At 27.1% G+C, this 22,324-nt stretch carries 25 protein-coding genes; 19 read left to right on the top strand and 6 right to left on the bottom strand.

The genetic code is table 11. The features are described from left to right. The first annotated feature begins 39 nt into the window (after nt 1-39). Nucleotides 40-249 carry a hypothetical protein gene (locus ATH_RS07675; RefSeq protein ID WP_066181389.1) on the top strand — a complete coding sequence of 70 codons (210 nt, stop codon included), beginning with the start codon at nt 40-42 and terminating at the stop codon, nt 247-249. A gap of 2 nt (nt 250-251) precedes the next feature. On the opposite strand, the gene ATH_RS07670 is transcribed toward ATH_RS07675, so the two are convergent. Beyond that, nucleotides 252-1,442 carry a peptidoglycan DD-metalloendopeptidase family protein gene (locus tag ATH_RS07670; RefSeq protein ID WP_066181391.1) on the bottom strand — a complete coding sequence of 397 codons (1,191 nt, stop codon included), beginning with the start codon at nt 1,440-1,442 and terminating at the stop codon, nt 252-254. Between the two features lie 76 nt (nt 1,443-1,518). Here ATH_RS07670 and ATH_RS07665 point away from each other — a divergent pair, with 76 nt between their 5' ends. From ATH_RS07665 to bioA, 5 genes are all read left to right on the top strand, one after another. Next, the gene (locus tag ATH_RS07665) at nt 1,519-2,478 is read left to right on the top strand and encodes a L,D-transpeptidase Cds6 family protein (protein WP_066181393.1); all 960 of its coding nucleotides are present in this window, start codon (nt 1,519-1,521) and stop codon (nt 2,476-2,478) included. Between the two features lie 62 nt (nt 2,479-2,540). Beyond that, nucleotides 2,541-4,754, top strand: coding sequence for a phosphoribosylformylglycinamidine synthase subunit PurL (purL, locus tag ATH_RS07660; protein WP_066390138.1), 2,214 nt, complete (start codon nt 2,541-2,543; stop codon nt 4,752-4,754). An 81-nt stretch (nt 4,755-4,835) separates the two neighbouring features. Continuing rightward, the gene (gene purH / locus ATH_RS07655; protein ID WP_066185647.1) at nt 4,836-6,368 is read left to right on the top strand and encodes a bifunctional phosphoribosylaminoimidazolecarboxamide formyltransferase/IMP cyclohydrolase; all 1,533 of its coding nucleotides are present in this window, start codon (nt 4,836-4,838) and stop codon (nt 6,366-6,368) included. A gap of 47 nt (nt 6,369-6,415) precedes the next feature. Then, nucleotides 6,416-8,347 carry an ABC transporter substrate-binding protein gene (locus tag ATH_RS07650; RefSeq protein ID WP_228140838.1) on the top strand — a complete coding sequence of 644 codons (1,932 nt, stop codon included), beginning with the start codon at nt 6,416-6,418 and terminating at the stop codon, nt 8,345-8,347. Further along, nucleotides 8,344-9,618, top strand: coding sequence for an adenosylmethionine--8-amino-7-oxononanoate transaminase (bioA, locus tag ATH_RS07645; protein ID WP_066181407.1), 1,275 nt, complete (start codon nt 8,344-8,346; stop codon nt 9,616-9,618). The genes ATH_RS07650 and bioA overlap by 4 nt, the downstream gene beginning before the upstream one ends. A 21-nt stretch (nt 9,619-9,639) precedes the next feature. Here the strand turns inward: bioA and ATH_RS07640 are convergent, their stop codons facing one another. After that, entirely contained in the window at nt 9,640-9,984 is a 345-nt protein-coding gene (locus tag ATH_RS07640; RefSeq protein WP_066181408.1) for a DsrE family protein, read from the bottom strand. Nucleotides 9,985-10,111: 127 nt separating this feature from the next. Here ATH_RS07640 and ATH_RS07635 point away from each other — a divergent pair, with 127 nt between their 5' ends. The 5 genes from ATH_RS07635 to msrA are packed head-to-tail and all read left to right on the top strand — an operon-like array spanning nt 10,112 to nt 12,458. Next, nucleotides 10,112-10,726 (top strand): fumarylacetoacetate hydrolase family protein, encoded by a 615-nt coding sequence (locus tag ATH_RS07635; protein ID WP_066181410.1) that lies wholly within the window; start codon nt 10,112-10,114, stop codon nt 10,724-10,726. 9 nt (nt 10,727-10,735) lie between these two features. Next, nucleotides 10,736-11,095, top strand: coding sequence for a methionine-R-sulfoxide reductase (locus tag ATH_RS07630; RefSeq protein ID WP_066181413.1), 360 nt, complete (start codon nt 10,736-10,738; stop codon nt 11,093-11,095). Nucleotides 11,096-11,108: 13 nt separating this feature from the next. Continuing rightward, nucleotides 11,109-11,336, top strand: a complete 228-nt coding sequence (locus ATH_RS07625; protein ID WP_066181416.1) for a DUF2798 domain-containing protein — start codon at nt 11,109-11,111, stop codon at nt 11,334-11,336. A gap of 12 nt (nt 11,337-11,348) precedes the next feature. After that, nucleotides 11,349-11,957, top strand: a complete 609-nt coding sequence (locus tag ATH_RS07620) for a tetratricopeptide repeat protein (RefSeq protein WP_066181419.1) — start codon at nt 11,349-11,351, stop codon at nt 11,955-11,957. A 12-nt stretch (nt 11,958-11,969) separates the two neighbouring features. Next, a complete protein-coding gene (gene msrA, locus ATH_RS07615; protein WP_066390140.1) occupies nt 11,970-12,458 on the top strand; it encodes a peptide-methionine (S)-S-oxide reductase MsrA in 489 nt (162 codons plus the stop codon). On the opposite strand, the gene ATH_RS07610 is transcribed toward msrA, so the two are convergent. Continuing rightward, complete coding sequence (locus ATH_RS07610) at nt 12,451-12,792, bottom strand: hypothetical protein (RefSeq protein WP_066185616.1); 342 nt, start codon at nt 12,790-12,792, stop codon at nt 12,451-12,453. The two genes, msrA and ATH_RS07610, sit on opposite strands and share 8 nt — an antisense overlap. Before the next feature lie 73 nt (nt 12,793-12,865). Between ATH_RS07610 and ATH_RS07605 the strand changes: the two genes are divergently transcribed. Then, nucleotides 12,866-13,165, top strand: coding sequence for a thiamine-binding protein (locus ATH_RS07605; RefSeq protein ID WP_066181426.1), 300 nt, complete (start codon nt 12,866-12,868; stop codon nt 13,163-13,165). A gap of 93 nt (nt 13,166-13,258) precedes the next feature. Further along, a complete protein-coding gene (ppk2, locus tag ATH_RS07600; RefSeq protein ID WP_066185614.1) occupies nt 13,259-14,164 on the top strand; it encodes a polyphosphate kinase 2 in 906 nt (301 codons plus the stop codon). Nucleotides 14,165-14,178: 14 nt separating this feature from the next. Here the strand turns inward: ppk2 and aroC are convergent, their stop codons facing one another. The 3 genes from aroC to ATH_RS07585 are packed head-to-tail and all read right to left on the bottom strand — an operon-like array spanning nt 14,179 to nt 17,023. Continuing rightward, the gene (gene aroC / locus ATH_RS07595) at nt 14,179-15,252 is read right to left on the bottom strand and encodes a chorismate synthase (RefSeq protein WP_066185610.1); all 1,074 of its coding nucleotides are present in this window, start codon (nt 15,250-15,252) and stop codon (nt 14,179-14,181) included. Beyond that, complete coding sequence (gene rnc / locus ATH_RS07590) at nt 15,249-15,929, bottom strand: ribonuclease III (RefSeq protein ID WP_066181433.1); 681 nt, start codon at nt 15,927-15,929, stop codon at nt 15,249-15,251. The genes aroC and rnc overlap by 4 nt, the downstream gene beginning before the upstream one ends. Before the next feature lie 47 nt (nt 15,930-15,976). Beyond that, nucleotides 15,977-17,023 (bottom strand): tetratricopeptide repeat protein, encoded by a 1,047-nt coding sequence (locus tag ATH_RS07585; protein WP_066181436.1) that lies wholly within the window; start codon nt 17,021-17,023, stop codon nt 15,977-15,979. A gap of 78 nt (nt 17,024-17,101) precedes the next feature. Between ATH_RS07585 and dnaG the strand changes: the two genes are divergently transcribed. The 6 genes from dnaG to fmt all read left to right on the top strand — a co-directional run bounded on the left by dnaG (nt 17,102) and on the right by fmt (nt 22,312). After that, complete coding sequence (gene dnaG, locus ATH_RS07580; RefSeq protein ID WP_066181438.1) at nt 17,102-18,736, top strand: DNA primase; 1,635 nt, start codon at nt 17,102-17,104, stop codon at nt 18,734-18,736. 104 nt (nt 18,737-18,840) lie between these two features. After that, a complete protein-coding gene (gene rplU / locus ATH_RS07575; RefSeq protein ID WP_066181440.1) occupies nt 18,841-19,158 on the top strand; it encodes a 50S ribosomal protein L21 in 318 nt (105 codons plus the stop codon). A gap of 28 nt (nt 19,159-19,186) precedes the next feature. Then, complete coding sequence (gene rpmA / locus ATH_RS07570; RefSeq protein WP_066159888.1) at nt 19,187-19,444, top strand: 50S ribosomal protein L27; 258 nt, start codon at nt 19,187-19,189, stop codon at nt 19,442-19,444. Nucleotides 19,445-19,516: 72 nt separating this feature from the next. Continuing rightward, nucleotides 19,517-20,611 (top strand): GTPase ObgE, encoded by a 1,095-nt coding sequence (gene obgE, locus ATH_RS07565; protein WP_066181442.1) that lies wholly within the window; start codon nt 19,517-19,519, stop codon nt 20,609-20,611. Then, on the top strand, nt 20,604-21,368 hold the full coding sequence (proB, locus tag ATH_RS07560; RefSeq protein WP_066181446.1) for a glutamate 5-kinase: 765 nt from the start codon (nt 20,604-20,606) through the stop codon (nt 21,366-21,368). Before obgE ends, proB begins: the two co-directional genes overlap by 8 nt. Nucleotides 21,369-21,388: 20 nt before the next feature. Then, complete coding sequence (gene fmt / locus ATH_RS07555) at nt 21,389-22,312, top strand: methionyl-tRNA formyltransferase (RefSeq protein ID WP_257122327.1); 924 nt, start codon at nt 21,389-21,391, stop codon at nt 22,310-22,312. Nucleotides 22,313-22,324 lie beyond the last annotated feature (12 nt).

Below are 22,324 nucleotides of genomic sequence, written 5' to 3'. Positions count from 1 at the left end.
TAAGAAAGAAATATAACTTAACTAAAAGGATATTATGGGATGAGAGAAAATATAATAATTTATACAGTAATCGCTAGTATATTTATATTATTAACTTTTATCTCAACATATGTATATTTAGAAGATCGTAAATATAGAAAAGAGCTTGAGAACTCAAAAGAAGAGACAAAAGTAGTAAATAAAACTCAAAAAAAAGAGTTTATAGAGAGCTTCTTTAAAAAGAGTAATAATAACTTAGAAGATAAATAAAGCTAGAATAGATTTATTATAGTTCTATCATAAATTCTATCTAATTTCTCAGGATTTATTTGTTCATTTAGATCAATTTTTTCTTTAAATAATTCAATGGTTTTTTTACTATTTGCCATGAAAATATCTTTCTCTTTTTTACTTAAAACTTCAACTTTTGGTTTTTTTAATGTTTTCATAGGATCAACTGCTACACCATTTTTATATAAACCTAAATGTAAATGAGGACCAGTACTAACACCAGTTGAACCAACATGTGCTATTAAAGTTCCTTTTTTTACAGTTCTTCCAGAAACTGCATTTGAAGCATAACGGCTAAGATGAGCATAAAGAGTTTTGTATCCATTTGCATGATTAATTATAACTGTTTTACCATAACCACCTCTATTTCCAACAAAGCTTATTCTACCATCAGAAGCTGCATAAACATTTCTTCCTGTTGGAGCTGCAAAATCAGTTCCAAGGTGAGCTCTATATCTTTTTAAGACAGGATGATATCTTTTATTATGAAAAGGACTAGATATTCTAGTATAAGTTAAAGGAATTTGAAAAGGGTAAGTTTTTGTATATGAAATTCCTTTATCATCATAGTATTTTTCATCTTTTTCATTTTTAAATCTATAATTTGGTTTTTTATTTATTTCAACCATTACAGATTTTATGTTAGGTAAACCTAAAAGTTTACCCAAATATACTTTTTGAGTATATTCAACAACAACATAATCACCTTTTTTCATTTTTTTAAAATCAACTGGACTATGCTTAAATAATAGTCCTATAAGTGCAGGTATTGCAATGTCGCCAGTTGCTTTTTGAAGATCGCTTGAAAGAGATTCATTTATAGGAACTGCTATTAATTCTGTTTTTTCTGTATAGTTTATAGGAAGAGTTTGAAATTTATACTCATCATCGTCTTTATAAATATGTAGTTGAATTTCATTTGATACAGGGATTAAAACTTGTTGAAAATTACCTTCACTATCTGAATATAAGTAGAATCTACTTCCAGATTGAATCTCACTACAAAGTTCTTTATCCTCTTTATCTAAATTATAAAAAAGCCTTAGAGGAATATCATTTTTTTCTAGAAATGATAAGAAACTATCTCCTTTTGGCCATAATAACTCTTCTACTTGAGATGAAAAAAGTGTATTAAAAGATAATAAAAACAATAATATAATTTTTTTAAACATAAACAGCTCTTCTTTTATCAAAAAATTAGGACAAACATTATACAATCACCTAACTTAAAACTATACGGAGCTACCCTTGAAAAAAATACTATTTTTTACTTTTTTTGCAATAACTCTTTTTGCAAAAGATTATTTCACTATTTATAAAACAGAGGGAATAAGTGGTGTTGAAAATGAATTAAAAACTGAATTAAGAGAAAAAGATTCTTGGATGAAATATCTTGAAAAACTAGATACAAGATTTGGATATTATGAAAATAAAAACTTTATTATTGTTGCAACAAAACATAGTAAAGATATGGCACTTTATAAAAAAGAAGGAACAAATTTTATAAAGCTATCAAATGATAATATGATTATTGGAGAAAAAGCTGGTGACAAAGTATTTGAAGGAGATCTTAAAACTCCTGAAGGTGCTTATGATTTAACACAAAAAAGAACAGGTTTAGATCAGTTTTATGGACCTTTTGCTCTTGTAACTTCATATCCAAACTCTTTTGATAGAAGTTTAAATAAAAAAGGACATGGAATATGGATACATGGTATGCCTTTAAATGGAAATAGAGAGCTTTTTACACAAGGATGTTTAGCAATAAATAATGATAAGTTACAAACTTTAGAATCAAGTATTGATTTTAGAAAATCTGTTTTATTAACAAGTCATGATGATTTGATTGAGGCTAAAAAAGAGGATTTAGCTATTATACTAAGTTCAATTTTTAAATGGAAAGATGCTTGGAAAGATTCAGATCTTGAAACATATTTATCTTTTTATTCAAAAGATTTTAAAAGAATAGATAAAACTGATTTTGAATTTTTCTCTGCACAAAAAAGAAATATATTTGCTAAAAAAGAGGATAAAATTATTAAATTATTTAACTTTGATATAAGTCCATATCCAAACTCTTTAGGTAAAAATTTATATAGAGTTGTTATGGATGAAGAGTATTATAGTCCAGCAGTTAAATATATTGGTAAAAAAGAACTATATCTAGAAGTGATAAATGGTAAAATAAAGATTTTAAACGAGGATTAAAAACTATTTTAATTCTTTTTTAGATATAATCGCCTTAAAATTTCCAAAATTTAAGGCGAAAAATGCAAAAAAAAGAGATGAGTATAGAAGAGATAGCTTTGGCACACTCTTTAACTAAAGATGAATTTGAACATATTAAAAAAATTCTTGGAAGAGAGCCTAATTATTTAGAAATAGGAATCTTCTCTGCAATGTGGAGCGAACACTGCTCATATAAATCAAGTAAAAAATATTTAAATGGTTTCCCTACAAAAGCACCATGGGTTATTCAAGGTCCAGGAGAAAATGCTGGAGTAATTGATATTGGTGATGGATATGCAGCTGTATTTAAAATGGAATCACACAATCACCCAAGTTTTATAGAACCTTATCAAGGAGCAGCAACAGGTGTTGGTGGAATTTTAAGAGATGTATTTACAATGGGAGCTAGACCAGTTGCTAGTTTAAACTCAATTAGATTTGCTTCAATAGAAGGAAATAGTGAAACTTCAAAAAAACATAGATATCTTTTAAAAGGTGTTGTTGCTGGGATTGGTGGATATGGAAACTGTATGGGAGTTCCAACTATTGGTGGAGAAACAAGTTTTGAAGAGTGTTATGCTGGAAACAATCTTGTAAATGCATTTACTCTTGGACTTGCAAAGGCTGATGAGATTTTCTATGCAAAAGCTGAAGGAATAGGAAATCCTGTTATTTATGTAGGAAGTAAAACAGGACGAGATGGATTAGGTGGTGCAGTTATGTCAAGTGCAGCATTTGATGAAGATAGTGAAAGCAAAAGACCAACAGTTCAAGTTGGAGATCCATTTACAGAAAAATTACTTTTAGAAGCTTGTTTAGAGTTATTTAAAACTGATTTAATTGTTGGAATTCAAGATATGGGAGCAGCAGGTCTTACTTCAAGTTCATTTGAAATGGCTGGAAGAAGTGGTTCTGGTATGATTATGCATCTTGATAAGGTTCCTGCACGTGAAGAGGGAATGACTCCTTACGATTTTATGCTTAGCGAATCACAAGAAAGAATGCTTATTTGTGCTAAAAAAGGTTGTGAACAAGCTGTTATTGATATTTTTGAAAAATGGGAATTAGATGTTGCTGTTATTGGTGAAGTTACAGATACAGGAAATATGGAATTATTTTGGCACGGTGAAAAAGTAGCTGATATGCCAGTTCAACCTGTATCTGAAGAAGCTCCAATGCTTGATAGACCAATATCTGAACCAAAATATTTAGAGACTATTAAAAATATATCTATGGATAAAGAGATATCAAATCAAATTGCATTTGATAAAATTTTTAGTGATATGGAAGTTGTAGATAAATCTTGGATTTATACTCAATTTGATTCAATGGTGCAAACAAATACAATTAAAGGTCCTGGAAGTTTAGATGCATCTTCAATTAGAGTAAAAGAGACAGGAAGAGCTTTAGCTATGAGTGCTGATTGTAATACAAGATTTTGTTATATTAATCCACAATTAGGTGCAGCTGCAGCTGTTATGGAGAGTGGAAGAAATGTTGCTATGAGTGGAGCTGTTCCAAAAGCTATTACAGATTGTTTAAATTTTGGAAATCCAACAAATCCTGAAGTTATGTGGCAATTTAAAGAGTCTTGTGAAGGTATTAAGAATGCTTGTAAATCTTTAAATACACCAGTTGTTAGTGGAAATGTATCTTTATATAATGAAACAAATGGTGTAAGTATTTTCCCAACACCATCAATTGCTATGGTTGGAGTAAATGAATGTTCACAAAATGTTTTAACTTCAAAATTTAAAGCTAGTGGAAATATATTATATCTTTTAGGAGATACAAAATCTGAATTTGGTGGAAGTTTATATCTTAAAAAACTATTTGGAAAAGTAGCTGGTACTCATCCAGAAGTAAATTTTGAGAAAGAATTAGCACTTTGGAATACTGTTATTGAAGCAAATAAAGCTAAGCTTTTAAAATCTGCAAAAGATGTAAATGTTGGTGGAATTGCAGTAGCTTTAGCAAAAATGGCAGTAGTTGGAGAAATTGGAGTTGAAGCAAATATATCACTAAATGAATCAAAAGATATCTTTGCTGAGTCTTTAAGTAGAGCAATAGTTGAAGTTGAACTAAAAAATTGTGAAACTTTTGAAAAACTTGCTTCTTCAAATAATATTACTTGCATAGCAATAGGTAAAACAGGAGGAGATAAGATAATCATCAATGATATCTATAAAGAGCTAGATAAAGTAAGTGATATCTATTTTAATAAATTCAGAGAAGTTATAGAACAAGATAACTAAGAAATCTTTTAAAAGTCAGACCATAAGGTTTGACTTTTTTTATTTTATATTTAAAAATCAAGAAAAAAAAGGAATTGAGTTTTGAGAGCATTAATTAGTGTAAGCGATAAAAGTGGTGTTGTAAATTTTGCAAAGGAACTTGTAAATTTAGGATATGAAATTATTTCAACAGGTGGAACATATAAAGTTTTAAAAGATGAAGGAATAAAAGTAATTGAAGCAAATGAAGTTACAAAATTTCCTGAGTGTTTTGAAGGAAGAGTAAAAACTCTAAATCCGTTTATTCACGGTGGAATTTTACATAGAAGAGATAAACAATCACATTTAGATCAGGCGAAAGAGCTTGGAATTACAGGTATTGACCTTGTTTGTGTAAATTTATATCCATTTAAAGCAACAATAGAAAAAACTAATGATTTCGAAGAGATTATTGAAAATATAGATATTGGCGGACCAGCAATGGTAAGAAGTGCTGCTAAAAACTTTGATTCAGTTATTATTGTAACAGATGTTATTGATTATGATTTAGTTTTAAATAATCTTAAAAACAATACAAATACGCTTGAGTTTAGAAGAGATCTAATGATTAAAGCTTATGAGCATACAGCTTCTTATGATTCTATGATTGCAAATTATATGAATAAAAGATTTAATAATGGTTTTGGAGATAAACAATTTATTGTTGGTTCAAAAGTATTTGATACAAGATATGGTGAAAATCCACATCAAAAAGGTGCTTTATATGAGTTTGATAAGCAATTTTCTAATAAATTCAAAATAGTAAAAGGTGAACCTAGTTTTAATAATATGGGAGATATAAGTGGAGCTGCAAGAATTGCTGCATCTTTTGGGAAAGATAAGGCAGTTTGTATAGTAAAACATGGAAATCCATGTGGATTTGCTATAAAAGAAACACTATTTGATTCTTATGTTGAAGCTTTAAGATGCGATCCAGTTTCTGCTTTTGGTGGAGTAGTTGCTGTAAATGGAACTGTTGATAAAAAATTAGCACAAAAGATGAATGAAATTTTCTTAGAAGTTGTATTTGCTGCAAACTTTACAGCTGAAGCTATTGAAGTATTTGAAAGTAAAAAAAGAATTAAACTATTTGCACAAGATACAGAATATTTAGAATTAGCTAATGATGATATTGATTTTAAAAGAGTTGATGGTGGATTTGTTTATCAAGAATCAGATAAAGTTTTAGAAGATGAAGTTAGAAACTCTAAACTTATGTCAAAAAGAGTTGCAAGTGAGCAAGAGATAAAAGATATGGAAATTGCTTATAAAATTGCATCTTTGACTAAATCAAACTGCGTAGTTTATGTTAAAAATTCTGCTATGCTTGCTGTTGGAATGGGAATGACAAGTAGAGTTGATGCTAGTAAAGCTGCTTTAAGAAAAGCTAGTGATATGGGAATTGATGTTACGGGAGCAGTTTTGGCAAGTGAAGCATTTTTTCCATTTAGAGATAGTATTGATGAAGCACAAAAAGCTGGTGTTAAATGTGTTATTGAACCAGGTGGAAGTATTAGAGATGATGAAATTATTGAAGCTGCAAATGAATATGAAATGGCACTTTATTTCTCAGGAATTAGACACTTCTTACATTAAAATTCATATCCTTTTAGGATATGAATAATTTTATAAAGGAACATATATTGAATTTTTCTATAAAGCATAAGATTTATATATATATTTTTCTTTTACTTTTACATACAAATATATATTCAAAAGAGTTAAAAAAAGTAACATTACAATTATCTTGGTTTGATCAATTTCAGTTTGCTGGATATTATATGGCAAAAGAGATGGGATATTATGAGGATATAGGTTTAGATGTAGAGATAATTCCTTTTGAATTTGGATTAAATATACCAAAAATGGTAAATGAAAATATTGTTGATTTTTCAATAGGAAGAGAAAATTTAATTCTAGAAAAAACTAGATATAAAAATATAACTGCACTTTATTCAATTTTTCAAGCAAGTCCACTTATTTTATTAACAACAGAAAAATCTGGAATAGATTCTATTTTTAAATTTAAAAACAAAACTATAATGGCAACAAAAGATGATGAAAATGAGATATCATTAAAAGCTATGATGGTTTCAAATAATGTAAATCTAAAATCTATGAAATTTATAGAACATACACATAATATATATGATTTAATAAATAATAAAGTAGATATTATCTCAGCATATACTTCAAAATCACCATATATACTTCAAAAAAATAGTATTAAATATAATGTCTTTTATCCAAAAGATTATGGTTTTGATATGTATAGTGATTTCTTAATAACAAATATTAATTTTGTAAAACATAATTATAAAAGTGTTAATAATTTTAAACAAGCATCACTAAAAGGTTGGGAATATGCTTATAATAATATAGAAAAAAGTGTTGATTTAATTTTAAAAAAATATAATAGACAAAACTTAACAAAAGATGAGCTTATATTTGAAGCAAATGAGTTGAAATATCTATCCTATTTAAATGGAAGTAAATTAGGAGAGATAAAGCAAGATAAAGTTCAAAGAATTTTTGATTTATATAATCTTTTAGGTTTAGTTCCAAAGGATTCAAATATTGATGGTTTTATTTTTACAAAAGAAGAGAATAAATTTAATAGATGGATAATTACAAATATTATAGAAAAAATAGATTTAGCATTTATTTGGAATATGATAATTGTTATTTTTGTTTTATCAATATTAGTTGTATATAGACAATACCTTATAACAAAAGTAAATAAAAAGCTCAAGAATCTAGTAAAAATAAAGACAAATAGATTAAAAATAATGAATCAAAAATTAGCAAATAGAATCAAAAAAGAGCTAGAGATAAATTTAGAAAAAGATAGAATTTTAGCACAACAACAAAAAATGATATCAATGGGACAAATGATAGAGAATATAGCTCATCAATGGAGACAGCCTTTATCAATAATCAGTACAAGAGCAAGTATGATAAAGCTTAAAAATGATCTTAAAATGCTTGAAAAAGATGAATTAAATGAAGCTCTTGAACAAATACTTAATACAGCAACATATCTTTCACAAACAATAGATGATTTTAGAGACTTTTTTAGACCAAGAAAGGAGAAAGATATATTCTGTTTAAGTAAATCTATTTATAAAAGTATTGAGCTTTCTAAATTAAGCTTTGAAAATAGTGATATAAAACTTATATTTGAAGAGAAAGATATAGATATATTTGGATATGAAACAGAACTTATTCAAGTATTTATAAATGCAATTAATAATTCAAAAGATGCTTTGACACAAAAGAATATTGAAGATAAATTAATAATTATAAATTTAATAGAAAAGAACTCAAAAGTGTATATTGAGTTTATAGATAGTGCTTTAGGAATAGAAGATGATATATTGCATAAAGTATTTGAACCATATTTTACTACAAAACATCAGTACAGTGGTACAGGAATAGGGCTATATATGTCAAGTGAAATTGTAACTAAACATATGAAAGGTGAAATTTTTATGAAAAATATTGATTTTGAATATAAAAATAAAAAATATAAAGGAGCTAAACTAACAATAGTTTTAGATGTGATTAAAAAATGAAAAATATTTTAGAAATTGATAAAAAACATATATGGCATCCATATAACTCTTTGCCAACAAAAACACCAATCTTGGCTGTGAAAAAGACAAAGAATTGCAAAATATATTTAGAAGATGGAAGAGTTTTAATAGATTCAATGAGCTCTTGGTGGAGTGCAATTTTAGGATATAACAATAAAGATATATATAAATCTATAAAAAAACAAGCAAAAATTATGCCTCATGTTATGTTTGGAGGATTAACTCATAAACCAGCAGTAAAACTTGCAAAGAGTTTAGTAAAAATGACAGGATATCCATCTCTATTTTTGTGTGATAGTGGTTCAGTATCAGTTGAAGTTGCACTAAAAACAGCTATTTTATATCAAAAGTCAAAAGGAAAAGAGAAAACAAAATTTATTGCTTTAAAAAACTCGTATCATGGAGATACTTTAGGAGCAATGAGTGTTTGTGATCCAGAAAATTCTATGCATTCACTTTATGGAGATTATTTAAGTCAAAATATCTTTGTAGAAACTCCAAATTTAGGTTTTGAAGCAGATTATTCTTTTGCTATAAAAGATTTAGAAAATAAGCTAGAAAAATATCATGAACAAGTAGCTGCTTTTATTGTAGAGCCTGTTGTTCAAGGTGCTGGTGGAATGAGAATATATAATCCAAAATATTTAAATGAAGCAAAAAAACTTTGTGAGAAATATGGTGTTTTATTGATTTTTGATGAAGTTGCAACAGGATTTGGACATACTGGGAAATTGTTTGCATTTATGCATACAGATATTAGACCAGATATTTTAACTATTGGAAAAGCATTAACAGGTGGAACTTTGACAATGGCTGCAATGCTTACAAAAAAAGAGATAAGTGATACAATTTCAAATAGTTCAATTGGAGTTCTAATGCATGGACCAACATTTATGGCAAATCCACTTGCATGTAGTGTTGCAAATGCTGCTATAAAAGCTTTTACTAAGATAAATTGGGAAAAAAGAGTTAAAAAAATAGAGAAAATATTTAAAGAAGAGTTAGAAGTTTTAAAAGATAATAATTTTGTAAAAGATGTGCGAGTTATTGGAAGTATCGGAGTTGTTGAATTAAAAGATAATATTTATGCAGCTAAACTTCAAGATTTTTGTGTACAAAATGGTATTTGGATTCGTCCTTTTGGAAAACTTTTTTACTCTATTGTATCTTATACAATCAAAGAAAAAGAGCTTAAAAAAATATGTAAAACTATGGTAAAAGCTATATATAGTTTAGAAAAGAAGAGCTAAAAATATCTCTTCTTTATAAAATCAAATAGTTAAAACAGAAAAACTAGGGTCTTTTAAAGCATTTGTTAAAAGCTCTCCTGTATGAGTAATTTCAATTCCAAGTTTTTCTAACTCTTCTTTAGCACCATAATCATCAACACAAACTATACAAGCACTCATTTTTACACCAGTTGATAAAATATGTATTATTTTCTCTTTTATAAAATTATGATTTTTTACAAGTAAAATAGAAGGACCCCATAACATTAAGTGAGCAGTTTTCCAATAATTTCTATCTAAAACAACACTTGAATATAAAAGAGGAAAGTTGTTTGCAACTTCAATATCTCCATTTGTCCAAACCAATAGCAAATTCTCTTTTTGCATATTATCTCCTTAAAAAATTAAATAAATATTTTAAAAGCAATATCATACTATTTTTAGAACTATTTTATCTTTAAAATATCTAGTTTCAATATGTTACAATACACTTTTTAAGGAATAGAGGTTTATAGTGAATAAGATAATATTTAATAAAATAGAAGTTACTCCTTCAAAGCTTGTTTGTATAGGAAGAAATTATATAGAACATATAAAAGAATTAAACAATGAATTACCATCTTCTATGGTTTTTTTTATGAAAGCAAACTCTTCCATTACAGATAAATTATCTATACCAAATATAGATAGTTCTTGTCATTATGAAGCAGAAATATCATTTTTAATAGAAAAAGATAAAATAGTTGGACTTGCTTTTGGTTTAGATTTAACTTTAAGAGATATTCAAACAGAGTTAAAAAATAAAGGACTTCCTTGGGAAAGAGCAAAATCTTTTGATGCATCTGCTGTTTTTTCAGATTTTATAGAGTTTAAAGATGATATTTCAAAATTAGGAATTGAATTATATATAAATAATGAATTAAAGCAAAAAGCAGATTATTCAATGATGATACACAAGCCAAAAGATATTATAAAAGAGTTTAAAACATTTTCAAGTTTTGAAGATGGAGATATTTTAATGAGTGGAACTCCAAAAGGTGTTGGAAAACTTATAAAAGGTGATGTTTTTTTAGGAAAAATTCTATATGAAAATGAAGTTATATTAAAACAAGAGTTTGTTGTAAGTTAAGAAAAAGATATGAAATATAATGAATTAAATGAAAAAGAGAGATATGTAATAGAAGAAAAAGGAACTGAAAGAGCCTTTACAGGAATATATAATGATTTTTATGAAGATGGTTTATATATTTGTAAAAAGTGTGAAGCAGAACTTTATAAAAGTGAAGATAAGTTTAAATCAGCTTGTGGATGGCCAAGTTTTGATGATGAGATAAAAGGAGCTATTAAAAGAGTTCCTGATATTGATGGTAGAAGAGTTGAGATTGTTTGTTCAAATTGTAATGGACATTTAGGACATATTTTTGAAAATGAAGGATTTACTTCAAAAAATATAAGACATTGTGTAAACTCAATATCACTAAAATTTATAAAAAATTAATTTAGGATTTTAAATGATAGATAAAAAATATGATAAATATGTATTTGCACTTATTATGGGAACAGTTATGAGCTGTATTATGAGTTTTATAATTACTTTTATAAACTTAGGATTTGTGGATAATTTCTTTTTTAGATGGATGGAAGCTTTTTATAAAGCAGCTTTTTGTGCTATTCCTATAATTGCTTTTGTTGCCCCTAGAGTTAGAAAAATTGTAAATATTATTGTAAAACAAAGTTAAAAAAGGTAAAAGATGAAAAAAGTATTTGTATTTTTATTTGGAATGTTTGTATTGTTGTTTTCAGATGATGTTTATAATGGAGCAGAAGCTTATGTAAAAGCAGATTATGAATTAGCATCAGAGCTATTTAATAAAGCTTGTAATGATGGTAAAAGTTTAGGATGTTATAACCTTGGAGTTATGTATGAAAATGGTGAAGGAGTAGAGCAAAATTATTTAAAAGCTGTGGAACTTCATAAACAAGCTTGTTATAGTAATAATTTTTCAGGATGTCATAATTTAGGAGTTATTTATGAAAATGGAACAGGAGTGGAGCAAGATTATAAAGAAGCTTTAAACTATTATAAAAAAGCTTGTGATGGAGAAAACATTTTAGGATGTCATAATTTAGGAACTATGTATGCAACAGGACAAGGAGTTGAACAAGATTTTTCTAAAGCAAGAGAACTCTTTATAAAAGCTTGTGAAGATGGAGTTGCTTTATCTTGTTATAATCTTGGATTTATGTATGAAAATGCTGATGGAGTAAAACAAGATTTAGTAAAAGCAAAAGAGTTTTTTAAAAAAGCTTGTGACTATGGGATTGAAGACTCTTGTTATAGTTTTAAAGATATAAAATAAAAAGGTAGAGATTTGAGTATTAAAAAAGCTTATTTTTGTGCTGGTTGTTTTTGGGGAGTTGAGTACTTTTTCCAAAAAGAGCAAGGAGTTTTAAGTGTGGTTTCTGGATATATGGGTGGACATATACCAAATCCTAGTTATGAGATAGTTTGTAGTGGATTTAGTGGACATCTTGAAGCAGTTGAGCTTGTTTTTGATGAAAGTATAATATCATATGAAAAAATTGCAAAACTATTTTTTGAAATTCATGATTTTACTCAAACAAATGGGCAAGGACCAGATATAGGAAGTCAATATTTAAGTGCAATTTTTTATACAGATGAAAATCAAAGAAATATAGCACAAAATTTGATTTTAGAATTGGATAAAAAAGGGTACAAAGTAGCAACTACTTTGCACTTTGAAACAACTTTTTATAAAGCTGAGGATTATCATCAAAATTACTATAAAAGATATAATAAAATACCATATTGCCACAGTAAAAAAGAGATTTTTACTTAGAAGCTCCTAAAATATAATAAACAGGTCTTTTATCTAATCTTTCTAAATCTACATTGTATTTTTTTGCCCACTTCCAAACTATATCGTGAAAGGCATCTATAATCTCTTTTGAGTCATTCTCTTCACATTTTATCTTAAAATAATCATTTGAATTTGATAGTGCAACATAGGCATTCAACTTTTTTAAGTGGTCATTTAAAGTTAATATATGTTTTGCAAATTTTTCATAGTTTTTTGTATTGTCTATTGTTTTTTGAGCTTGATTTAAAGATGCTTCATTTTTTGAATAAGCAAGCTGAGATAATATTACTTCAGCAGATATTTCTATTTGCATAAAAATCCTTTTTATTGAAATTTTAATATACTAGCAAAAGAAATTTAAAAATTTGATTTAAAAGGATAAATAAATGTCAGTTATAATGAGTTTAGCAATGTTTCCTACAAACAAAATTGGAAGTAAAAGTAAAGATGTAAGTGAAATCTTAAAAGTGATAAGAGATAGTGGATTAAACTATGAACTTACTTCAATGAACACAATAGTTGAAGCAAAAACACTTAAAGAACTTTTAGATTTAATAGATTTATGTTATTTAAAACTAGATGAAATAGGATGTGATAGAGTATATATAAGTGTAAATTTTGATATTAGAAAAGAGGGTCTTAATAGAATGAAAAGTAAAATTGAATCTGTGCAAAGTTTGATTTAATTGTAACTTTTCTGTAATTTAAAATATAATTAATTTAAATAGGATAGAGTTTTTAGTATAATTTTGTTTTTAATTCAATATTTAGGGGGAAAAATGTCATTTGATAAATTTTATGAAAAAAGTAATAGAGCAAATGTAAATTTAAGTTTAGATGAGTTTACAGAAAAAATACAAGATGCAAATGGAAGTTTTATTAGTGAATTGCATTCAAAATATATGTATAGAACTAAAGATGAAATATTAAAACCATATCAAGTTGAGCTTATTAAACTTCAAGAGCATTTAGAGAAAAATCAAGAAAAAATGATAATTCTTATGGAAGGAAGAGATGCTTCTGGAAAAGGTGGAGCTATTAGAAGAATCACTAGATATATGAATGAAAAGCATTATAGAGTTGTAGCTTTAGGGAAACCATCAGATGTTCAAAAAACACAGTGGTATTATCAAAGATATGTTGAGCAGTTTCCAAAAGGTGGAGAAATCGTAATTTTTGATAGATCTTGGTATAACAGAGCTATGGTTGAACCTGTATTTGGTTTTTGTTCACAAAAAGAGTATGAAATTTTTATGAAAAGTGTGCCTAGATTTGAAGAGGAATTAATTGATCATGGAATACATTTTCTAAAAATCTATCTATCTGTTTCAAAAGATGAACAAGCAAGAAGATTTGAAGAGAGAGAAGAAAATCCATTAAAACAGTGGAAATTAAGTGAAATTGATATGCAGATGCAAAGTAGATGGGAAGAGTTTACTCAAAAAAAATATGATATGTTGAAGCAGACAAATACAGATAAATCTCCATGGACAATTATAAGAAGTGATACTAAATTTCTAGCAAGACTTAACTCTATAAAAGTTATTTTAAACTCTGTTGATTATGAAGGAAGAGATCCAAGACTTGATTATGAAATTGATAAAGATATAGTAATTACAGCTAAAAAAGAGTTAGAAATTATGGATTATAAAAAGAAAGCAGGAATTACACAAGGTTTAATATAAACCTTGTGTAAAAGTTAATTATAAACTTTTTTAATATTTTCTATTTTAGAAGATAAATTTAATAAAAGCATATCAGCAAGAACCAAAGCCATCATAGATTCAGCAACAACACTTCCTCTTACAGCAACACAAGGATCATGCCTTCCTTTTAATTTACAAATAACTTCATTATTGTTTGTATCTATCGTATCTTGTTCTATAAAAATAGATGGTGTAGCTTTAAAGTAAACTTTTACATTTATATCATCACCATTTGAAATCCCACCTAAAATCCCACCACTATGATTTGTTTTAAATCCAGATTCTCTTATTTGGTCATTATTATCAAATCCTAAAACTCTTGAAGCTAAAATGCCATCACCAATTTCAACAGCTTTAACAGCATTTATACTCATCATAGCAGATGCAATTTGGCTATCAAGTTTATGATAAATTGGTTCACCAAGTCCTATGGGGCAATTTTTTACATTTATTAAAGCAACTCCACCAACACTATTATGTGAATTTTTTGCATCTAAAATAGCATTTTTTTGAGCTTCTTCAAACTTTTTATCAAGAGCATAAATAGGACTTTTTTTTACATAATCAAAATCAAAAGATTCACTTTTGATACCATTTATCTCACAAATTCCACTTTTTATATCAATATTTAACTCTTTTAATAGAAGTTTCGCAATAGCACCTGCTGCAACTCTTGCTGCTGTTTCTCGTGCACTACTTCTTCCACCACCTCTGTAATCTCTGATTCCATATTTATTAAAATATGTGAAATCAGCATGACCTGGACGAAAAAGATCTTTAATATTTGAATAATCACTTGATTTTTGATTTTCATTAAAAATAATCATAGAGATACTTGTACCAGTTGTAACTCCTTCAAAAACTCCACTTAAAATTTCAACAACATCACCTTCATTTCTCTTTGTTGCAAACTCATTTTGTCCAGGTTTTCTTCTATTCATTTCAGCCTGAATAAAGTCTAAATCAATTTTTATACCAGCTGGAACACCATCAACAATACAACCTAAAGCTTTTCCGTGTGATTCTCCAAATGTTGTAAATTTAAATCTATGTCCAAAACTATTCAATTTTCTTCCTCATTTAATTTATCAATAGCTATTTTAGCAACAGCTTGTTGAGCTAGTTTTTTACTTTTACCCTGAGCTCTTCCATAGTTTTTACCTTCTATGCAAATAGATACTTCAAACTCTTTTTTATGATCAGGACCATATGAACCTTCAATAATATATTCAGGAATAGAACCAAATTTTGCTTGTGTTATCTCTTGTAAAGCAGTTTTATAATCACTAAAAAGTACATCAAGATTTATTTTGTCATAAGAGTTTTCCAATAAATTAAGAATTATAGGTTTTAAAGTTTCAAGACTACTTTCAAGATAAATTGCACCCATTATTGCTTCAAAGGCATCAGAAAGAATAGATGATTTAGTTCTTCCTTTATTTCTCTCTTCAGCAACAGAAATAAATATATAATCACCTAAGTTTATCTCATTTGCAAGTCTTGTAAAACCAGTTTCATTAACCAAACTAGCCCTTATTTTACTAAGTTCACCTTCATTTGATTTTGGAAATTTTTTGTATAGATATTCTCCAACAATTAAGTTTAAAACAGCATCTCCTAAAAACTCTAGTCTTTCATTGTTGTATGGTTTTTTATAACTTTTATGTGTAAGTGCTTCGATTATCAGGTTTTTGTCTTTAAACTGATAAGCCAAACACTTTTCAAGCTTTGAATAATCGCTCAAAATAGCCCCTTTAAAATTTTTTATAAGTATATCACAAAAATATTTATCTATTGTAATGATTGGTTTAAATTTGCAAAGCTCTTTACTAATTGATGTTTAACATTTAAACTCAAAATTGAGTGACAATTTGGACATCTTGATTCAAAAAATGGATGAGACTCTTTACATGAACTACATATAAATTTAAAACTTAGATTCCCTTGCTCTTTTTTATGATTCTTTATTAAAATTAAAACATCTAAATCAAAGTCAGAACTACTATTTGCACTATTTAAATAAGCTTTTGCACTATAAAGTTCTTGTAAAAAACTTATATTTTCTATTTTATTAAAATCAATATCCTCTTTTTGTAAAAACCATAAAATATCTATGAACTCTTTATAGTCAAACTCTTTTATATGCTTATAAAAAAACTCTTTATTATAAGTTATTATAAAACTTACAAAAATTCTTTGTAGAATTCTATTTTCTAAAAAAAGATTATATAAAATTTTTGTTCTTTTTTCATTTGTTAAAACAGGATCATTTAAAGTAATCATTGCATCAAAATATATTTTCTCTAGGCTCAAATCTATATTTAACTCTTCAAGAGAATTACATATTTCTCTTGCTTTTGTATAATTCTTCATCTTTTCGTTTACTAAAATTAAATTTTTTAAAGCATTTTTATTTCTTGGTGAAAATTTTAATATTTTTAGAAATATATCATTTGATCTTTGTAAGAATCCACCTTTTAGATAAGTTGTTCCAAGAATTTCAAGTAACTCTTCCTCTTTTACTTTATCTTTAACTACTTCTAATAGCGCTAAATATACTGATATTGCTTTATTTAAATCACCTTTATGTAAAAAAGTATTTGCTAGAAGTAAAATGGAATCAAAAGGAAGATTATATGTTTTATATAGATTTACATAATCATTCTCTTTTAGTTTTCCTAGTTCAAATCTTTTTGAAAGTTTTCTATACTCTTTTCTTGAATTTCTCTCTTTAAATAAACCATATGAATAAGTAATAAATGAAATTAAAAATATAAGAAAAAAGAAAAATATTATGCTGACAATTGGATCTCTAAACTCTAAAACTAAATTATCCACTTTGTTCCTTTTTGAATTTATAAGGAATATCCTAACATAAAAGTACATATAAAAAAATAAAAGAGTATAATCTTATTTATGATAAAAAAAGAGTCAATAGAAAATTTAAAAAATAACTTAGATATTGTAGATGTTGTTTCCCAATACATAGAACTTAAAAAAAATGGTGCAAACTATAAAGCTTGTTGTCCATTTCATAATGAAGCAACACCATCATTTGTAGTAAGTCCAGCAAAACAGATTTATCATTGTTTTGGTTGTGGAGTAGGTGGAGATAGTATAAAATTTGTTATGGAGTATGAAAAATATTCATATCCTGAAGCTATTGAAAAACTAGCAAATATCACAAATTTTACACTTTCTTATGAAACACAGACAAATAAAAGAACAGATACAAAAGTTTTAGAAGCTACAAAAGAGTTATATAGAAAACAGCTTTTAGATAATTCATCAATAATAGATTATTTAAAAGATAGAGGAGTTTATGAAAGTTCTATTGAGATGTTTGAAATAGGATATGCAGGAAACTCTATAAGTACAATTGAATTTTTAAAACAAAATCATTATAAATTAAATGATGCAATAGAATTGGGAGTTATAAGCCAAGGAGACAATGGACTTTATGCAAGATTTATAGATAGAGTTATTTTTCCAATATATTCTATAAATTCAAAACTTGTTGGTTTTGGTGGAAGAACACTTACTAATCATGGTGCAAAATATGTAAACTCTCCACAAACTCCAATATTTAATAAATCAAAACTTTTATATGGTTACTCTTTGGCAAAAGAGAAAATATATAAAGTAAAAGAACTTATAGTTTGTGAAGGTTATTTAGATGTTATTATGCTTCATCAAGCTGGGTTTTCAAATGCAGTTGCAACACTTGGTACAGCACTTACAAAAGAACATTTACCACTTTTAAGAAGAGGTGAACCTAAAATTACTTTAGCTTATGATGGAGATAAAGCAGGATTAGCAGCTGCTTTTAAAGCATCTTTAATGCTAAGTCAATCTGGATTTGCAGGAGGAGTTACAGTTTTTGAAGATGGATTGGATCCAGCTGATATGGTAAAAGATAAAAGAGTTCAAGAACTATCAAAAAAACTATCAGATACTAAACCTTTTATAGATTTTTGTATAGATTATATTGTTTTAAATTATGATTTAAATGACCCTTTAGAGAAGAAAAAAGCTCTTGAGGAAGCAAATGAATATTTAAATACTCTTGATAAACTATTGCAAGAAGAGTATAAAAGATATATTGCACAAAAGTTAAATATAAAAGAGAGTTTAATAAGAACTCAAAATATTAGAGTAAAAAGAGATGAAAAGAGTTTTATAAAATATGATATTGCAGAACTTTGTATTTTAAAAACTATACTTGAAGAACCAAAAAGATTAGATATTGTTTTAGATTTAGTTACTCCTTCAATGTTTGAACATCATCAAGAGGAGTTTGAAACAATTTTAAATGATCCAAAAAACAGCTCTTTAAATAAAATTATATTAAATGAAAAACTGGAAGTTTATGATGATGAAAGATTATCAAAAGAGCTTTTACCTCTTTTACATAGATTTTATTCAAATAAATTAATAAGTTTACAAAATAACAATATTTTGGATTTTAAAGAGAAAGTTAGCCTAATAAAAAAGACAAAAGATAATTTATATGAATTAAAGCAAGGAAAACTTATAAAATTCAATCTATAATTAAAGAAACTTTAATAAAGACTTGGATAATATTTCCGTTCTAAAATAAAAAAAGTAGTATAAATTAACCTAAATTATGCTTGTAAAAAATAAGAGGAAAAAAGATGTACGCAATTATCAAATGTGGTGGGAAACAGTATAAAGTATCTGAAGGTGATGTTTTAGATATCGATTATACAGGAAAGACTGCAAAAGAGACTTTAGAAATTACTGATGTTATAGCTATCAACAATGGAGAGCTAAAAACAGGTGAAGCAGTATCTAAAGCAAAAGTTGAAGCAGTTGTAGTTTTAGATGGAACAGGTGTAAATAGAGCTAGAAAAGTAGTTATTTACAAAAAATTAAGAAGAAAAGATTCTAAATTAAAAAGAGGTTTCAGAAAAAGCTTCACAAAAATTAGAATTACAAAAATTGCTGCGTAAGCATTAAAAAAGATTAAGGAGAAACAAAATGGCTCACAAAAAAGGTCAAGGAAGTACTCAGAATAATAGAGACTCAGCTGGTAGAAGACTTGGGGTTAAAAAATATGGTGGTGAAGTTGTAAGTGCTGGAAACATCATTATTAGACAAAGAGGAACAAAAGTTCACTTAGGAAATAATGTTGGAATGGGAAAAGATCATACAATCTACTCTTTAATTGACGGTGTTGTTAAATTTGAAATTAAAGATAAGAAAAGAAAAAAAGTATCTGTTTACGCAGCTTCGTAAGTAGATAATTAGCTTTTCTATAAAAGGGTGTATGCTTTGTCATACACCCTTTTTTTATTTATAAGGAAAAAAATGTTTATAGATAGTGCAAAATTTAGTGTAAGTTCGGGAAAAGGTGGGCAAGGATGTGCATCTTTTAGAAGAGAAAAATTCATTGTTCAAGGTGGACCAGATGGTGGAGATGGTGGAAAAGGTGGAGATGTATATTTTTTAGTAGATAATAATACAGATACACTATCTTTTTATAAAGGTAAAAGAGTTTTTAAAGCTGATAAAGGTCAACCAGGAATGGGAAGACAAAAAACAGGTAAAAGTGCTGAATCTTTGGTGTTAATCGTACCTCCAGGAACACAAGTAATTGATGATGATACACAAGAAGTACTATATGATTTAGTAGAAGTTGGAGAGAAAGTTCTTCTTCTTGAAGGTGGGAAAGGTGGATTGGGAAATGTACACTTTAAAAACTCAAGAAATCAAGCACCTACATATTTTCAACCAGGTCTTCCAGGAATTACAAGAAATATAAGATTAGAACTTAAATTAATTGCAGATGTTGGACTTGTTGGTTATCCAAATGTTGGTAAATCAACTTTAATTTCTGTAACATCAAATGCAAGTCCTGAAATTGCAAATTATGAATTTACAACACTTACTCCAAAGCTTGGAGTTGTAAATGTTGGTGATTATAGTTCATTTGTTATGGCTGATATTCCAGGAATAATTGATGATGCAAGTGAAGGAAAAGGTTTAGGACTAGAGTTTTTAAAACATATTGAAAGAACAAAAACACTTCTATTTGTAATAGATGTTTCAAATTATAGAACAATGATTGACCAATACAGTGTTTTAAAGAGTGAATTACAAAAATTTTCAGAAGATTTAAGTAGAAGAGATTTTGCAATAGTTTTAAGTAAAATTGATGGATATTATGGTGAAAACTTAGAAGAAGATATAAAACAATTTTTAAAAGCTATAAATCTTGAAAACTCATCTAAAAATGAGTTTAAATTTGATGAAACTTTGCCATATTATGTTCAAGATTTAGTTTATAATAAATTTGATCATACAAAACCATATTTTGTATTACCAATTTCATCTTTAACAAAAATAAATATTAAGTCATTGACTTATGCTTTATATGATATGCAAGGGAAAGAAGATGCATAATAGAGTAGTTATTAAAGTTGGAACTGCTGTTTTAACTCAAGATTTCGCTTTAGCAACAAATAGAATGAAAAATCTAGTAGAACTTATAGCAAAGTTAAAAAAAGAGAAGGATATGCAAGTTATCTTGGTAAGTTCAGGAGCTGTTGGATGTGGATATACGACTATAAAATTAGATAAGTCGATTATGTCGAATAAACAAACTTTAGCAGCAATAGGGCAACCAAAACTTATGAGAAGCTATCAAGAAATGTTTGAAGAATATGATATAACTATTGCTCAAATGCTTTTTACAGCTGATGATTTTGATTCAAGAAAAAGATCACAAAATGCAAAGAATGTTATGGAAACTCTTCTTTCAAATGGAATTTTACCAATTATAAATGAGAATGATGTAATCTCAACTGATGAATTAATAGGAGATAATGATCAATTAGCTGCTTATGTTACACACTATTTTGAAGCAGATATTTTAGCAATTTTTACTGATATTGATGGATATTATAATAAAAATCCAAGAGAAAATGAAGATGCTAAAATGTTTAAAATAGTAAATAGTATAAGCGAAGAAGAATTAGATAAAAAACCAAGTGCAAACTCAAAATTTGCAACAGGTGGAATAGTTACAAAACTGAAAGCAGCAGATTTTTTAATGCAAAATAATATACCAATGTATTTAAGTAGTGGTTTTGATTTAACAAATGCTTATGATTTTTTATTTTATGGAAAACATAATAGTGGAACACTATTTAAAAAATAGTAATTAAGTAAGGAGAGAATTTGAAAAGAATAGTTTTTATGGGAACTCCATCTTATGCAAGTAAAATTTTAGAAGAGTTATTAAAAAATAATGATAAATATGAAGTTGTAGGAATATTTACACAAGAAGATAAACCAGTAGGAAGAAAACAGATTTTAACTCCACCACATATAAAGCAATATTGCCTTGATAATAAGTTAGATATTCCTATTTTACAGCCAAAAAAATTAAAAGATAATCTAGTAGCATATATTTCAATAAAAGAGCTTGAACCCGATTTTATCATAGTTGCAGCTTATGGACAGATATTACCAAAAGAGATTTTAGCTATTGCTCCTTGTATCAATCTACATGCTTCAATTCTTCCAAAATATAGAGGAGCTAGTCCTATTCAAGAAGGAATTTTGAATGATGATAAATATCTTGGAGTTACTTCTATGTTTATGGAAGAAGGATTAGATTGTGGAGATATTTTAGGTTTTTCATATTTAAAGAATCAAAAAGATTTATATGTGAGTGAGGCTTTTGAAAAGTTGTCAATAATAGCTGCAAATCTTACAATAATAACTTTAGATAATTATGATAAATTGAGTCCAATAAAACAAAACAGTAGCAAAACAAGTTACTGTAAAAAAATCAAAAAAGATAATGGAGAAGTAAATTTTTCTTGTGCTAAAGATCTATTTCTAAAATATAAAGCATATAGTTTCTGGCCACAGATATTTTTATCTTCAGGATTAAAATTAAAAGAGATTGAATTAATAGAAGAGAATTCACAAAACATTGAAGGTGAAATTTTAGATATAAATAGTGATAATATTATTGTAGGATGTAAAAAAGGTAGTATAAAAATAAAAACTCTTCAAGCTCCTTCAAAAAATACAATATCTAGTGTTGATTATATAAAAGGTCAAAGATTAAAAATTAAAGATATTTTAAAATAGAAAAATATTAAT

Source organism: Aliarcobacter thereius LMG 24486, assembly GCF_004214815.1.
GTDB lineage: Bacteria > Campylobacterota > Campylobacteria > Campylobacterales > Arcobacteraceae > Aliarcobacter > Aliarcobacter thereius.
Note: the sequence above shows the minus strand (reverse complement) of the source record. Positions and strands in the feature narration are given on the sequence as shown.

Coding starts and splice junctions, on each gene's coding strand:
- obgE (WP_066181442.1), top strand. CDS start 19,517: ATGTTTATAGATAGTGCAAAATTTAGTGTAAGTTCGGGAAAAGGTGGG.
- ppk2 (WP_066185614.1), top strand. CDS start 13,259: ATGTCATTTGATAAATTTTATGAAAAAAGTAATAGAGCAAATGTAAAT.
- ATH_RS07640 (WP_066181408.1), bottom strand. CDS start 9,984: ATGCAAAAAGAGAATTTGCTATTGGTTTGGACAAATGGAGATATTGAA.
- bioA (WP_066181407.1), top strand. CDS start 8,344: ATGAAAAATATTTTAGAAATTGATAAAAAACATATATGGCATCCATAT.
- purL (WP_066390138.1), top strand. CDS start 2,541: ATGCAAAAAAAAGAGATGAGTATAGAAGAGATAGCTTTGGCACACTCT.
- ATH_RS07670 (WP_066181391.1), bottom strand. CDS start 1,442: ATGTTTAAAAAAATTATATTATTGTTTTTATTATCTTTTAATACACTT.
- dnaG (WP_066181438.1), top strand. CDS start 17,102: ATGATAAAAAAAGAGTCAATAGAAAATTTAAAAAATAACTTAGATATT.
- rpmA (WP_066159888.1), top strand. CDS start 19,187: ATGGCTCACAAAAAAGGTCAAGGAAGTACTCAGAATAATAGAGACTCA.
- rplU (WP_066181440.1), top strand. CDS start 18,841: ATGTACGCAATTATCAAATGTGGTGGGAAACAGTATAAAGTATCTGAA.
- ATH_RS07625 (WP_066181416.1), top strand. CDS start 11,109: ATGATAGATAAAAAATATGATAAATATGTATTTGCACTTATTATGGGA.
- ATH_RS07605 (WP_066181426.1), top strand. CDS start 12,866: ATGTCAGTTATAATGAGTTTAGCAATGTTTCCTACAAACAAAATTGGA.
- ATH_RS07675 (WP_066181389.1), top strand. CDS start 40: ATGAGAGAAAATATAATAATTTATACAGTAATCGCTAGTATATTTATA.
- ATH_RS07620 (WP_066181419.1), top strand. CDS start 11,349: ATGAAAAAAGTATTTGTATTTTTATTTGGAATGTTTGTATTGTTGTTT.
- ATH_RS07610 (WP_066185616.1), bottom strand. CDS start 12,792: ATGCAAATAGAAATATCTGCTGAAGTAATATTATCTCAGCTTGCTTAT.
- proB (WP_066181446.1), top strand. CDS start 20,604: ATGCATAATAGAGTAGTTATTAAAGTTGGAACTGCTGTTTTAACTCAA.
- ATH_RS07630 (WP_066181413.1), top strand. CDS start 10,736: ATGAAATATAATGAATTAAATGAAAAAGAGAGATATGTAATAGAAGAA.